At 65.8% G+C, this 14,067-nt stretch carries 10 protein-coding genes and 2 pseudogenes; 9 read left to right on the top strand and 3 right to left on the bottom strand.

From position 1 onward, the window contains the following. Positions 1 to 134 precede the first annotated feature (134 nt). The 8 genes and pseudogenes from ACSKB8_RS25965 to ACSKB8_RS25930 all read left to right on the top strand — a co-directional run bounded on the left by ACSKB8_RS25965 (position 135) and on the right by ACSKB8_RS25930 (position 10,646). Complete coding sequence (locus ACSKB8_RS25965) at positions 135 to 1,265, top strand: M20/M25/M40 family metallo-hydrolase (RefSeq protein WP_438107311.1); 1,131 nt, start codon at positions 135 to 137, stop codon at positions 1,263 to 1,265. A gap of 196 nt (positions 1,266 to 1,461) precedes the next feature. Beyond that, positions 1,462 to 2,404 (top strand): annotated as a pseudogene (locus ACSKB8_RS25960) (ABC transporter permease). Positions 2,405 to 2,423: 19 nt separating this feature from the next. Continuing rightward, positions 2,424 to 3,311: an ABC transporter permease gene (locus ACSKB8_RS25955; RefSeq protein ID WP_091888843.1), complete on the top strand. Its 888-nt coding sequence runs from the start codon at positions 2,424 to 2,426 to the stop codon at positions 3,309 to 3,311. A gap of 149 nt (positions 3,312 to 3,460) precedes the next feature. Continuing rightward, entirely contained in the window at positions 3,461 to 5,110 is a 1,650-nt protein-coding gene (locus ACSKB8_RS25950; RefSeq protein WP_438107309.1) for an ABC transporter ATP-binding protein, read from the top strand. A 236-nt stretch (positions 5,111 to 5,346) separates the two neighbouring features. Then, positions 5,347 to 6,852 carry a M81 family metallopeptidase gene (locus tag ACSKB8_RS25945; protein WP_438107307.1) on the top strand — a complete coding sequence of 502 codons (1,506 nt, stop codon included), beginning with the start codon at positions 5,347 to 5,349 and terminating at the stop codon, positions 6,850 to 6,852. A gap of 13 nt (positions 6,853 to 6,865) precedes the next feature. Beyond that, positions 6,866 to 8,038, top strand: coding sequence for a M20 aminoacylase family protein (locus tag ACSKB8_RS25940; protein WP_438107305.1), 1,173 nt, complete (start codon positions 6,866 to 6,868; stop codon positions 8,036 to 8,038). Next, positions 8,031 to 9,452 (top strand): amidase, encoded by a 1,422-nt coding sequence (locus tag ACSKB8_RS25935; RefSeq protein ID WP_438107303.1) that lies wholly within the window; start codon positions 8,031 to 8,033, stop codon positions 9,450 to 9,452. Before ACSKB8_RS25940 ends, ACSKB8_RS25935 begins: the two co-directional genes overlap by 8 nt. Before the next feature lie 303 nt (positions 9,453 to 9,755). Beyond that, positions 9,756 to 10,646 (top strand): crotonase/enoyl-CoA hydratase family protein, encoded by an 891-nt coding sequence (locus ACSKB8_RS25930; protein ID WP_438107301.1) that lies wholly within the window; start codon positions 9,756 to 9,758, stop codon positions 10,644 to 10,646. Between the two features lie 54 nt (positions 10,647 to 10,700). Here ACSKB8_RS25930 and ACSKB8_RS25925 read toward each other — a convergent pair whose 3' ends face one another. Together ACSKB8_RS25925 and ACSKB8_RS25920 are read right to left on the bottom strand one after the other, a co-directional pair. Next, entirely contained in the window at positions 10,701 to 11,678 is a 978-nt protein-coding gene (locus tag ACSKB8_RS25925) for an NADPH:quinone oxidoreductase family protein (RefSeq protein WP_438107299.1), read from the bottom strand. Continuing rightward, positions 11,678 to 12,286 (bottom strand): 2-hydroxychromene-2-carboxylate isomerase, encoded by a 609-nt coding sequence (locus ACSKB8_RS25920; RefSeq protein ID WP_438107298.1) that lies wholly within the window; start codon positions 12,284 to 12,286, stop codon positions 11,678 to 11,680. Before ACSKB8_RS25920 ends, ACSKB8_RS25925 begins: the two co-directional genes overlap by 1 nt. A gap of 105 nt (positions 12,287 to 12,391) precedes the next feature. Between ACSKB8_RS25920 and ACSKB8_RS25915 the strand changes: the two genes are divergently transcribed. Then, positions 12,392 to 13,414, top strand: a complete 1,023-nt coding sequence (locus tag ACSKB8_RS25915) for a methionine synthase (protein WP_438107296.1) — start codon at positions 12,392 to 12,394, stop codon at positions 13,412 to 13,414. A 20-nt stretch (positions 13,415 to 13,434) separates the two neighbouring features. Here the strand turns inward: ACSKB8_RS25915 and ACSKB8_RS25910 are convergent. Beyond that, positions 13,435 to 14,051, bottom strand: a pseudogene (locus ACSKB8_RS25910) (hypothetical protein). Between the last annotated feature and the right edge of the window lie 16 nt (positions 14,052 to 14,067).

Below are 14,067 nucleotides of genomic sequence, written 5' to 3'. Positions count from 1 at the left end.
GGTTTCGCTGCAAGCCCTTGCGGCGTGTGCACGGGCTCCACAAGGATCGGTTTGGCTCTACAACACTCTCTGCCTGTCCCGCCCCGCGCCGATGCAATGCGCGTTCCATCTTTCGAAGCTTGAGAGACATTGAGATGAATCCAGCCAATCTTCCCTTCGATTCCGAGGCGATGCTCCAGGGCCTGCGCGGCTGGGTGGAATGCGAGAGTCCGACCTGGGACGCGGGCGCCGTGAATCGCATGCTCGATTTCGCAGCGCGGGATATGGCGATCATGGGTGCGACCATCGAACGCATCGCCGGCCGCCAGGGCTTTGGCGACGTGATCCGCGCGCGCTTTCCCCATCCGAAGCAGGGCGAGCCCGGCATCCTGATCGCCGGGCACATGGACACCGTCCATCCGGTCGGCACCATCGAGAAGCTGAAATGGCGGCGCGAGGGCAACAAGTGCTACGGCCCCGGCATCTACGACATGAAGGGCGGCAACTACCTCTCGCTGGAAGCGATCCGGCAGCTGGCGCGCGCCGCCTTCACAACGCCGCTGCCGATCACGGTGCTGTTCACGCCCGACGAGGAAGTCGGCACGCCCTCGACCCGCGACATCATCGAGGCGGAGGCCGCGCGCAACAAATACGTACTGGTGCCCGAGCCCGGCCGCGCCGACAATGGCGTCACCACCGGACGTTACGCAATCGCGCGTTTCAATCTCGAGGCGACGGGACGGCCGAGCCACGCCGGCGCGACGCTGTCGGCGGGACGCTCGGCGATCCGCGAGATGGCCCGGCAGATCCTCGCGATCGACGCGATGACCACGGAGGACTGCACCTTCTCGGTCGGCGTCGTGCATGGCGGACAATGGGTCAATTGCGTCGCCACGACCACCACAGGCGAGGCGCTGTCGATGGCCAAGCGCCAGGCCGATCTCGATCGCGGCGTCGAGAGGATGCTGGCGCTGTCAGGCACAACCAATGATGTCACCTTCAAGGTCACCCGCGGCGTGACGCGCCCGGTGTGGGAACCGGACGCCGGCACCATGGCGTTATATGAAAAGGCCCGCGGCATCGCCAAGTCGCTCGGCGCCGAACTGCCGCATGCGAGTGCCGGCGGCGGCTCCGACGGCAACTTCACCGGCGCAATGGGGATCCCGACTCTCGACGGCCTAGGCGTGCGTGGTGGCAACGGCCACACGCTCGAAGAGTATATCGAGGTCGAAAGCCTGGCCGAACGCGGCCGGCTGATGGCGGGGCTGCTGGCAACGCTGGAGTGATTTTTGAGCCCGTCATTCCGGGGCGGTCCAAAGGACCGAACCAGGAATGACGCCTGAGGTGAAAGGGGCGCTCGAAACGACTGGCCGCACTGCAAAACCTGTGGCCCGGATGGCACGGGAATTGCTGAAATGTTAGGTTGATGGCAGGCTTGTCAAAGACCCTGCCACGATTTGACTCTAATCTGACGGATCCAACTTGCTCGGATATCTCGTTCGCCGAATCTTCGCCGCCGTGCCCGTGATGGGCGTCGTCGCGCTGTTCGTCTTCCTGCTGCTTCGCCTCACCCCCGGCGATCCCGCCGCCATTCTCGCCGGCGACAATGCGACGCCGGAACGGCTGGAGCGCATCCGCACCTCGCTCGGCCTCAACGAGCCGCTGATCGTGCAGTTCGTCACCTGGGTGAACAAGCTGCTGCACGGCGACCTCGGGACCTCGCTGATCTCCAACCTGCCGGTGATGAAGATGATCGGCCAGCGCGTTCGAGCCGTCGATCTCGATTGCGCTGTCGACGATCATCCTCGCCGTCATCGTCGCCGTCCCGCTCGGCGTGATCGCGGCGTGGAAGCACGGGACCTGGATCGACCGCTTCGTGATGGGCCTGTCGGTGCTCGGCTTCTCCGTGCCGGTGTTCGTGGTCGGCTATGTCCTGATCGAAATCTTCGCGATCGATTTGCGCTGGGTGCCGGTGCAGGGCTTCAAGAGCATCTCGAATGGTTTCGGCCCGTTCTTCGAGCGCATCATCCTGCCGACCTGCGCGCTCTCCTTCATCTACATCGCGCTGATCGCGCGCATGACGCGCGCGGCGATGCTCGACGTGCTCGGCGAAGATTACGTCCGCACCGCACGCGCTAAGGGCATCAACGAGGTCGCCGTGATGATGCGGCATGCGCTGCGCAACGCGGCGGTGCCCGTGATCACCGTCATCGGCACCGGATTTGCGCTGCTGATCTCCGGCGTCGTCGTCACCGAGAGCGTGTTCAACATTCCCGGCATCGGCCGCCTCACCGTGGACGCGGTGCTGGCGCGCGACTATCCGGTGATCCAGGCGATGATCCTGCTGACGTCGCTGATCTATGTCGTCGTCAATCTCCTGATCGACGTCGCCTATACGCTGCTCGATCCCCGGATCCGGTACTGAGGCAAGGGTAAGAACAAGAATGTCGGTCGATAGCCTCCCCCAGTCGTCCATTCCGATCACGTCGCCGCTGCGGCCGCGGTTCGGATTCCTCACCTCGACGCCGATCATCGCGACGGCCACGGTCTGCCTCGCGCTGGTCGTGGTGATCTCGATCGTGGCGCCGCTGATCGCGCCGCATGATCCGATCCAGCTCGCGCCGTCGCAGCGGCTCAAGCCGTCGTCGGCGCAGTTCCTGCTCGGCACCGACGCCTACGGACGCGATCTCTTGTCGCGTGTCATCTATGGCGGCCGCATCTCGCTCCTGATCGGCATCGGTTCGGCGATTCTCTCCGTCGCCATTGGCCTTGCCATCGGTCTCGTCTCCGGCTTCTTCAAGCTGGTCGATGCCGTGATGATGCGGATCATGGACGGCCTGATGGCGATGCCGAGCATCCTGCTCGCGATCGCCGTGGTGTCGCTTTCCGGTGCGAGCCTCTGGACCGTGCTGATCGCGATTACCATTCCGGAGATCCCGCGCGTGGCACGCCTGGTGCGCTCGGTGGTGCTGTCGGCGCGCGAGGAGCCTTACGTCGAGGCTGCGATCTCGGTCGGCTCCAGCCTGCCGAAGATCATGTGGCGGCACCTGATGCCGAACACGATCGCGCCGCTGATCGTCCAGGGCACCTATGTCTGCGCCTCCGCGATCCTGACCGAGGCCATTCTCTCCTTCCTCGGCGCCGGCATCTCGCCGGAGACGCCGACCTGGGGCAACATCATGGCCGAGGGCCGCCAGTACTTCCAGCTCAAGCCGTCGCTGATCTTCTGGCCGGGCCTGCTGCTCTCGATCGCCATCCTCAGCATCAATTTGATCGGCGATGCCGCCCGCGACGCCCTCGATCCGCGCATGAAGCAGCGGGAGGGGAAGTGATGCGAGTACCACGGTCATTCCGGGGCGCGCCTTTTGGCGCGAGCCCGGAATCCATTTCACCGCTTGGACTGACGCCCGATGGATTTCAGGTGCGCAATTGCGCACCGTAGTTCGCGCTGCGCGCGCCACGGAATGACGAAAGCCCCTGCATGACCAACACCATCCTCGACATCAACAACCTCGTCGTCTCCGTCGGCAAGAAGCCGGGCGGGCCGAAGATCATTGACGGCATCTCGATCCAGGTGCGCGAGCGCGAGACGCTGTGCCTCGTCGGCGAAAGCGGCTCGGGCAAGTCGGTGACCTCCCTCACCACGATGGGCCTGTTGCCCAAGGGCACGCTGGTGCCGACCGGCGGCAGCGTCAAGCTGGTCGGCGAGGAGCTGCTCACCGCGACCGACCGCCGCCTGCGCCAGCTCCGCGCCACGCAGATGGCGATGATCTTCCAGGAGCCGATGACCGCGCTCAATCCGGTCGTGCCGGTCGGCCGCCAGATCGACGAAGTCCTGCGCGCCCATACCAATCTCGACGCCAAAACACGGAAGAAGCGCATCCTCGATATGATGGAGCAGGTGCGCCTGCCGCAGGTCGAGCGCATCTTCGCCTCCTACCCGCACCGCCTCTCCGGCGGCCAGCGCCAGCGCATCATGATAGCGATGGCCCTGGTGCTCGAACCAAAGCTCCTGATCGCGGACGAGCCGACCACCGCGCTCGACGTCACCACGCAGAAGCAGATTTTGACCCTGATCCGCGATCTCCAGCGCGATCACGGCACGGCGGTGCTGTTCATCACTCACGACATGGGCGTGGTCGCGGAGATCGCCGACCGCGTCGCGGTGATGCGGCAGGGCCGCCTGGTCGAGACCGGTCCGCTCGAGACCGTGCTGCGCAATCCAACCATGGAGTACACCCGGAACCTGCTCGCCTCGGTGCCGAGCCTGGTGCCGCGGTCGCCCCGCGAGGAGACCCGTGAGCCGGTGGTGCTGGAGGCCAACGACCTCAGCAAGGTCTACAAGGAGCGCGCCTTCTTCGGCAAAGGCCGCGAGGTCGTCGCCGCCGACAAGGTGACGCTGACGCTGCGCAAGGGCCGCACGCTCGGCATCGTCGGCGAGAGCGGCTCGGGCAAGTCGACGGTCGCGCGCTGCATCGTCCGCCTGATCGATCCGACCTCCGGCGGCGTGCGCCTCGCCGGCCGCGAGATCGCCGACATCTCGCGCCGCCTGCTCCAGCCGCACCGGCAGAAGATCCAGATCGTGTTCCAGGATCCCTATCGCTCGCTCAATCCGCGCGTCACCGTCGGCGAGAGCATCGCGGAAGGCCCGATCAATTACGGTGTCGCACACGCCGATGCCATGAAGCGAGCGCGCGAGCTGCTCGAGCTGGTCGGCCTGCCCGCCGATGCGGTGTCGCGCTATCCGCACCAGTTCTCCGGCGGCCAGCGCCAGCGCATCGCCATTGCCCGTGCGCTCGCGCTCGATCCGGACGTGCTGGTCGCGGACGAGGCGGTCTCCGCCCTCGACGTCTCCGTGCAGGCGCAGGTGCTGGAACTGCTCGACGAGATCCAGAAGCGGCTCGGCATTGCCATCCTGTTCATCACCCATGATTTGCGCGTCGCCGCGCAAATCTGCGACGAGGTCGTGGTGATGCAGCACGGCCGCGTCGTCGAACAGGGCCCCGCCGCCGAAGTGCTGACGCATCCGAAGGAGGCCTACACCAAGGCGCTGCTGGATGCGGCTCCGGGGCGCGACTGGGACTTTGCGAACTTCCGGCCGGTGGCAGAGGGTGTGGCGGCCACCGTGTAGTCTGCCCGCTGTCATTCCGGGGCATCGCGAAGCGATGAGCCCGGAATCCGATCCAACGGCAGACTCCGCAGCGCAATGGATTCCGGGCTCGCGCCAAGTGGCGCGCCCCGGAATGACAGCGTAGTAGCATTCCCAAAACGTCTTGACCCTATGCACGGCGCGATTGCTTCCCGCCTTGCTCTCCTCGCAAAGCCAAGGCTAACGTCGCGCACTCCTGATCGACTGGACTGGAATTGATGACACGTATCGCCGTCGGCGGCTTCCTGCACGAGACCAACACCTTCGCTCCGACGAAGGCGACGTTCGCGGACTTCCAGCACGGCGGCGGCTGGCCGGCGATGACGCAAGGCGCCGACGTGCTGAAGGTGATGCGGCGCATCAATGTCGGTCTCGCCGGCTTCGTCGATAGCGCTGAAGTGAACGATTGGGAACTCATTCCAACGATCGCCTGCGGTGCGAGCCCGTCGGCGCATGTCACCAAGGATGCTTTCGAGCGCATCGTGAAGGTGATGGTCGACGGCATCGCAGCCGCCGGTCCGCTCGATGCCGTTTATCTCGACCTGCACGGGGCGATGGTGACCGAGCACCTCGACGACGGCGAAGGCGAGATTTTGGCGCGCGTGCGCCGCGTCATCGGCAAGGATGTTCCGCTGGTCGCGAGCCTCGACCTCCACGCCAATGTCACGCCCGAGATGATCGAGCATGCCGACGCGCTGATCGCCTACCGCACCTATCCCCACGTCGACATGGCCGCGACCGGGCGCGCCTGCTCAAGGCATCTCGCGCTGCTGCTGAAGTCGAAGCAGCGCTTCGCAAAGGCGTTCCGGCAATTGCCGTTCCTGATCCCGATCAGCTGGCAGTGCACCAACGACCAGCCCACCCAAGGCATCTACGAAAAGCTCGCCGCGCTGGAAAGCGATGCGGTTCCGACGCTGTCCTTCGCGCCGGGCTTCCCCGCAGCCGATTTCCGCGATTGCGGACCGAGCGTGTTTGCCTATGGCAAGACGCCAGCCGACGCCGATCGCGCGGCGGATGCGCTTCTCAAGCTGATCGAAAGCCACGAGGACGATTTCGACGGCAAGATCTGGTCACCCGACGAATGCGTGCGCCACGCGATGGAGCTTTCCAGGAGCGCGAGCAAGCCGATCATCATCGCCGACACCCAGGACAATCCGGGCGCCGGCGGGGATTCCGACACGACAGGCATGCTGCGCGCGCTGGTGCGCAACAACGCGAGTGCCGCGACGGGGGCGATCTACGATCCGGTCTCGGCCAGGGCCGCGCATGCAGCCGGCGTCGGCGCTACCGTGACGCTGTCGCTCGGCGGCAAATCCGGCATCCCCGGCGACGAGCCCTATCGCGAGACCTTCGTCGTCGAAAAGCTCTCCGACGGCCGCTTCATCGCGCCCGGTCCTTATTATGGCGGCCGCGAGATGGAGATGGGCCCCTCCGCAGCCTTGCGCATCGGTGACGTCCGCGTCGTCGTCTCCTCGCACAAGGCGCAACTCGCCGACCAGGCGATGTACCGCTATGTCGGCATCGAGCCGACCGCGCAGAAGATCCTGGTCAACAAGAGCTCGGTGCACTTCCGCGCCGATTTCGAGCCGATCGCGGAAAAGCTGCTGATCTGCGCCGCGCCCGGCGCGATGCCGGCCGACACCGCCTCCCTGCCGTGGACGCGCCTGCGGCCGGGCATCCGCATCAAGCCGAACGGCCCCGCCTTCCATCCCCCATCACGCTAACCGGACAGGACACATGCCCACGATCGACCGCATCGACGGCTATGCCGACGAACTCACTGCTATCAGGCGCGACCTCCACGCCCATCCCGAGATCGGGTTCGAGGAAGTGCGCACCTCCGGCATCGTCGCCGACAAGCTGAAGAGCTGGGGCATCGAGGTGCATCGCGGTCTCGGCGGCACCGGCGTGATCGGCGTCATCAAGGGCAAGGGGACGAGCGGCAAGCGCATCGGCCTGCGCGCCGACATGGACGCGCTGCCGATGGAGGAGAACACCAATCTGAAATGGAGCTCGAAGATTCCCGGCCGCTTCCACGGCTGCGGTCATGACGGCCACACCACCATGCTGCTCGGCACCGCGCGGTACCTCGCCGAGACCAGGAATTTCGACGGCACCGTGCACCTGATCTTCCAGCCGGCCGAGGAAGGCCTCGGCGGCGCCCGCGCGATGATCAAGGACGGCCTGTTCGAGAAATTCCCCTGCGACGAGCTCTACGGCCTACACAACGCGCCCGATCTCAACCATGGCGAGATCGCGATCCTGCCGGGCCCGGCGATGGCCAGCGCCGACTTCTTCGACCTCCGCATCACCGGCTACGGCGCGCATGGCGCGATGCCCGAGCGCTCCAAGGACGCGGTGATCATCGCGACCACGCTGGCGCAGGCGATCCAGACCATCGTCAGCCGCAACGTCGAGCCGCTGCAGTCCGCCGTCATTTCGATCACCCAGATCCATGCCGGCTCCGCCTACAACGTCATCCCCGGCGAAGCGCATCTCTGCGGCACCATCCGCACCTTCTCGGATGAAGTTCGCGCCCTGATCAGCGAGCGCATCCGCACGATCTGTGCCGGCATCGCAGCTGCGTTCCAGTGCACGATCGAAGCCGACATCCGCGACACTTTTGGCGTCCTGATCAACCAGGTCGAGCAGTCCAAGGTGGTCGAGGAGGTCGCGCGCACGGTGGTCGATCCCGCCAACGTGATCACCCGCGCCCAGCCGAAGATGGGCAGCGAGGATTTTGCCGACATGCTGCAGACCATTCCCGGCGCCTATTTCTGGGTTGGCCACGACGGCTCGGTGCCCGTGCACGATCCCGGCTTCGTGCTCGACGACAAGATCCTGCCGATCGGCGCCAGCATGTTCGCCCGCATCATCGAGACCCGCATGCCGGTGGGTAGCCATGCATAAAAAGAGCGCCGAAGAGACGGTCACCTCGCTGCATGATCTGTCCGCGGTCGATCTGATCGCGGGCTATCGCGCCAAGCAGTTCTCGCCAAGCGAGGTGCTGGAGGACGTGCTTGCGCACGTCGCGGCGTGGGAACCGCATCTGAAAGCGCTCTATGCATTCGACCCCGAGGCCGCGCGCGAGGCCGCGAAGGCCTCGACCGCGCGCTGGACCGGCGGCGAGCCGTCCGGCGCGCTCGACGGCGTGCCTGTCACGGTGAAGGACAATATCGCGACCAAGGGCGTGCCGGTGCCGCTGGGCGCTGCCAGCGTCAAGCTGGTGCCGGCCGAGAAGGACGCGCCTCCCGCCGCGCGGCTGCGCGAGGCCGGTGCGATCATCTTCGCCAAGACCACCATGCCCGATTACGGCATGCTGTCCTCCGGTCTCTCCAGCTTCCACGCGCTCGCGCGCAATCCCTGGGACCTCTCCAAGAACCCCGGCGGCTCGAGCGCGGGCGCCGGTGCTGCCGCGGCGGCCGGCTATGGTCCCTTGCATCTCGGCACCGATATCGGCGGCTCGGTGCGCCTGCCCGCGGGCTGGTGTGGCCTTGTCGGGCTGAAGCCGAGCTTCGGCCGCGTGCCGATCGACCCCACCTATGTCGGCCGCGTTGCCGGACCGATGACCCGCACGGTCGATGATTGCGCGCTGATGATGAGCGCGATTGCAAAGCCCGACCGGCGCGACGGCATGAGCCTGCCGGCCGAGCCGCTCAACTGGAAGGGGCTGGAGAAGTCTCCGCGCAAACTGCGCATCGGCTTGATGCTCGATCCCGGTGTCGGCATGCCGCTGGACAAGCCGGTGCGCGAGGTCGCCGTGAAAGCGGCCAAGGCGTTCGAATCCGCCGGCGCCGTCGTCACCGAGGTCGACGGCATCCTCACCCGCGAGATGCTCGACGGCCTCGACAATTTCTGGCGCGCGCGGATGTGGGACGATCTGGCCAAGCTGACGCCGGCCGAGCAGGCCAAGGTGCTGCCCTACATCTTCAAGTGGGGCGAGTCCGGCGCCAAGCTGTCGGGCGTCGACGTCATCCGCGGCTTCAACCAGACCATGGCGATCCGCGCGGCCGCAGGAAAACTGTTCTGCGAGCTCGATTATGTGATCTCGCCGACCGCCCCGAACGTGAACTATCCGGTGGAATGGGCCTCGCCGACCAACGATCCCATGAAGCCGTTCGAGCACATCGCCTATACCGTGCCGTGGAATATGTCGGAGAACCCTGCGATCTCCGTCAACGGCGGCTTCAATGCCAAGGGTTTTCCCATCGGCGTGCAGATCGTCGGCCGCCGCTTCGACGATATTGGCGTGCTCGGCATGGCCAAGGCCTTCGAAGGTCTGCGCGGCCCGCAGCGGCCCTGGCCGAAACCGCCGGGGCGGTAAGACGCTCTTCTCATCCCGGGAAGCGCGCCCATTAGGCGCAAGCCCGAATGACTTGGGACGGGCAGCATGCGGAGCCTCTCTTGCTTACCCTCCCCTGGAGGGGGAGGGTCGGCTCACATTGAGCGAAGCGACATGTGAGACGGGGTGGGGTGACGGTCTCTCTGCGTCCGGCAGTGCCCGAGAGGAGAGATCACCCCACCCCGCTCGCGCTACGCGCGATCGACCCTCCCCCTCCAGGGGAGGGTAAGAAACTCAAGCCCTCTGCCATCTGCGCAGCGAAAAGAACAACGGAAGGAAACCACCATGGCGTATGAGACGATCAAATACGAGGTCGCCGAGCAGATCCTCACCATTACGCTGAACCGGCCCGACAAGCTCAACGCCTTCAACGCGCAGATGCAAGCAGAGCTGATCGACGCGTTCGACGCCGCCGACAAGGACGACAATGTCCGCGCCATCATCGTCACCGGCGCGGGCCGCGGCTTTTGCGCGGGCGCCGATCTTTCGTCCGGCGCTGACACCTTCGACCGCGACGCGCGCCGCGGGCCGGTGAAGCGCTTCGCCGACGGCAAGGTCGATTACAGCGATCCGCAGGTGCGCGACGGCGGCGGCCAGGTCACGCTACGCATCTTCAAATGCCTGAAGCCGGTGATTGCCGCCGTGAACGGCCCCGCGGTCGGCATTGGCGTCACCATGCAGCTGGCGATGGACATCCGCATCGCCTCGGATGCCGCGCGCTTCGGATTCGTGTTCTCCCAGCGCGGCATCGTGCCGGAGGCCGCCTCGAGCTGGTTCCTGCCGCGCATCGTCGGCATCTCGCAGGCGCTGGAATGGTGCTATTCGGGCCGCGTCTTCCCGGCGCAAGAGGCGCTCGCCGGCCGTCTCGTCAGCAAGGTCGTCGCCCCGGATGATCTCCTGCCAACCGCACGCGCACTTGCCAAGGAATTTGCCGCCAAAACCGCGCCGGTCTCGATCGCCCTGATCCGCCAGATGATGTGGCGCATGATGGGCGCAGACGATCCGATGGAGGCCCATAGGGTCGACAGCCGCGGCATCTATGCCCGCGGCCGCTCGGAGGACGTGAAGGAAGGCGTGGTGTCGTTCCTGGAGAAGCGTCCGGCCCAGTTCAAGAACAAGGTGTCCAGCGATATGCCGGACTATTTCCCGTGGTGGACCGAGCGGGAGTACAAGTGAGGCTCTCGTAGGGTGGGCAAAGCCGCTCTTGCGCCGTGCCCACCATCAACACCGTCAGTTCATCACCAGCGCGACGCGCCCGATCGCCTTGCGCTCGATCAAGAGCCGCATCGCCTTCGCATAGTCTTCCAGCGGCAGGCGGTGCGAGACGTTCGGGCGCAGCTTGCCTTCCTCCGCCCATTGCAGCAGCGCCTTCAGGCGCACTTCGCCGAGTGCGGGGTTCCTTCGAACCGCCTCGCCGGCGCGCACCCCTAACACGCTGGCGCCCTTGATCAGCAGCAGATTGGTCTTTGCCGAACCGATGCCGCCGGTGAAGCCGATCACCAGAAGCCGCGCGCCCCAGGCGATGCAGCGCATCGAATCCTCGAAAACCTGGCCGCCGACGGGATCGAACACGACATCCGCGCCGCGATCGTCGGTGATGCGCTTGACGGCATCGCGAAACGGCTCGCGATCATAGCGGACGAGATGATCGGCGCCGCGCGCCTTTGCGATCGCAAGCTTCTCGTCGCTGGAGGCGGTCGCGATCACGGTCGCGCCCAGCATCTTGCCGATCTCGACGGCGGCAAGGCCGACGCCACCGCCGGCGCCGTGCACCAGCAGCACCTCGCCCGGCGCGACCCGGCCGCGATCGATCAGTGCATGATAGGCCGTGCCGTGGCCGGCGAGATAGGTCGCAGCCTCCGCATAGTCGAACGTGGACGGCTTGGGGGTGAGCTGCGACGGCGTCACCACCGCCTCATCCGTGAAGGCGCCGTGGCGCATCTTCACGATGACCTTGTCCCCGACGGCAACGCCCCTCGCCTCCGCCCCCACTTCGATGACATCCCCGGCAGCTTCCATGCCGGGCGTGAACGGCAGCTCCGGCTTGAGCTGATATTCGCCCGCCGCCATCAGCACGTCGGGAAAGTTCAGACCGGCAGCGCGGATCGCGACGCGCACCTCGCCGTGCCCAAGCGGCGGCGAAGGAAACTCCTCCAGCCGCAACGTCTCGGGCGGCCCAAGTTCGCGGCAAATGACAGCGCGCACCATCAGGCCGCACTCGCCCTTTGACGCTGCAGCGCCTCGCGGATCAGCGGCAGACGGTCGTTGCCGAAATACATGTCGGTCTTGCCGACGAAGATGGTCGGCGAGCCGAAACCGCCACGCGCGACGACCTCCTCCGTATTCGCCTTGAGCTGGTCCTTGATGCCCTGCTCTGCGATGCCGGCGAAGAATTTCTGTTCGTCGATACCCACCTTCTTGCAGATCTCGGCCAGCACCGCGTCCTGCGAGATGTCCTTGTCCTCGCCCCAATAGGCCTCGAACACGGCGGTGGCGAACGGCACCATGTCGTTGGCGAGCCAGACGCAGCCGCGCATCGCCTTGACGCTGTTCACCGGAAACACCGTCGGCGGCATCTTGATCGAAAGACCTGCCGAGCGGGCCCAGTCGGCGAGGTCCTTTTTCATGTAGCGCGCCTTCAGCGGCACCGGCTTCTCACGCTGCGCATAGACACTCGGGTTGACGGTGTTGAAGATGCCGCCCACCAGGATCGGCCGCCAGATGATCTCCGCGCCGAGCTCTTTCGCCAGCGGCTGGATGTTGTGGAAGGCGAGATAGGTCCAGGGGCTGGAACAGTCGAAGAAGAATTCGATCATGGCGTTTCCGGTCCGGCGTCGCGGGTTTGACGACTTTTGTCGTTCTGTACCTCGACGTTAAGACATGGCAGGAAGGGGCGCAACACAACCCGCCGGGAGGCCGCCATGCTGTTTCCAACCACGATCGCCGGCTCCTTGCCGAAGCCGGAATGGCTCGCCGAGCCCAACATGCTCTGGGCGCCCTGGAAGTCGCAGGGCGAAGAGCTCTTGCGCGCCAAGCGCGACGCGACACTGATCTGGCTGAAGATCCAGGAGGACGCTGGCATCGACATCGTCACCGAGGGCGAGCAGGCCCGCCAGCATTTCGTGCACGGCTTCCTGGAGAAGTTCGAAGGCATCGACTTCGCCCACAAGGTCGAGATGGGTATCCGCAAGGACCGCTACAAGGCGATGGTGCCGCAGGTGGTCGCCCCGCTCCGGCTCAAGGGCCGCGTTCATGCCGACGAGGCGCGCGTTGCGCGCTCGCACACGAAGAAGAAGCTGAAATTCACCCTGCCCGGGCCGATGACCATCATCGACACGATTGCGGACCGCTATTACGGCGACCGCGTCAAGATGGCGTTCGCCTTCGCCGAGCTGCTAAACGAGGAGGCCAAGGCGCTACAGGCCGACGGCGTCGATCTCGTGCAGTTCGACGAGCCCGCCTTCAACGTCTATATGGACGAGGTCAACGACTGGGGCATCAAGGCGCTGGAGCGCGCGGCGCAGGGCCTCTCCTGCGCCACCGCCGTGCACATCTGCTACGGCTACGGCATCAAGGCCAACACCGACTGGAAGGAGACGCTCGGCAGCCAATGGCGGCAGTATGAGCAGATCTTCCCGGCGATCGACGCCAGCCCGATCCAGCAGGTCGCGATCGAGTGTCGCAATTCGAAGGTGCCGCTCGACCTGCTGGCGCTGCTCAAGACCAAGATCGTGCAGGCCGGCGTGATCGACGTCGCCAGCGACACGGTGGAGACCGCCGAGGACGTCGTGAAGGTGATCGAGGCGGTATCGAAATTCGTCCCCAAGAGCAACATTATCGCCACCACCAATTGTGGCATGGCGCCGATGCGGCGGGAGATCGCGGAAGCCAAACTGATGGCACTCGGAGCCGGTGCTGCGCTGGCGCGCGAGAAACTCGGGTAGTGGCAAGGCCGGGCGCTGCGCTAAGGCAGCGCCGTCGGATGCAACACTGGCGCGTAGCCGGCGTTCAATGTGCGCAGCGTTGAGGGCGGCGTCAGCAACGCTGCCTCGCCAAGCTGACGCTCGACCGCGCTATAGCCCGCCGGCGACCACAACAGGGCCCTGCCCTGCGTCACCAGAAAACTCTCTTCGCCTTGCTGAACCATCGCACCTTCGGGAAGCTGGTCCAGCGGCACCAGCAGTGCGTGCAGCCGCTTCCTGCCGTGATCGAGCCGCTCGTGATGCAGCACCGTGTCGATGTCGTGCATACGGACGCCGTGCACGCGATTGCCCTTCTCCATGCGGCTCGGAAGCGATTGGCATCGTCGCGGCGGCAATAGAAGCAGGGGCGATGGCCGGCGGCGAGCGCAGTGGCCTCGTCCAGGAAGAACAGCTCGGTCCAGCTGCGCTGTGCCATCACCTCGCGGCGCCGGCCGCGGAATTCGCAAGTGCAGGTGAGCCAGGCCGGCGACGACCAGCGCTTCTTCAGCAGCGTCTTAGTCGCGGGATCATGGATGATGCCGCGGTTGCCGGTGAACAGGCCGCGATGCGGGGTGGCGATGATGTCGCCTGTCGGCGTGACGCGGTTTTGCAGGGGCATAGTGCGGGTCCACTCC

Source organism: Bradyrhizobium sp. BR 1432, from assembly GCF_051547705.1.
Lineage (GTDB): Bacteria > Pseudomonadota > Alphaproteobacteria > Rhizobiales > Xanthobacteraceae > Bradyrhizobium > Bradyrhizobium zhanjiangense.
The sequence above is the reverse complement of the archived record's forward strand: the minus strand, read 5'-3'. Positions and strand labels throughout refer to the sequence as shown.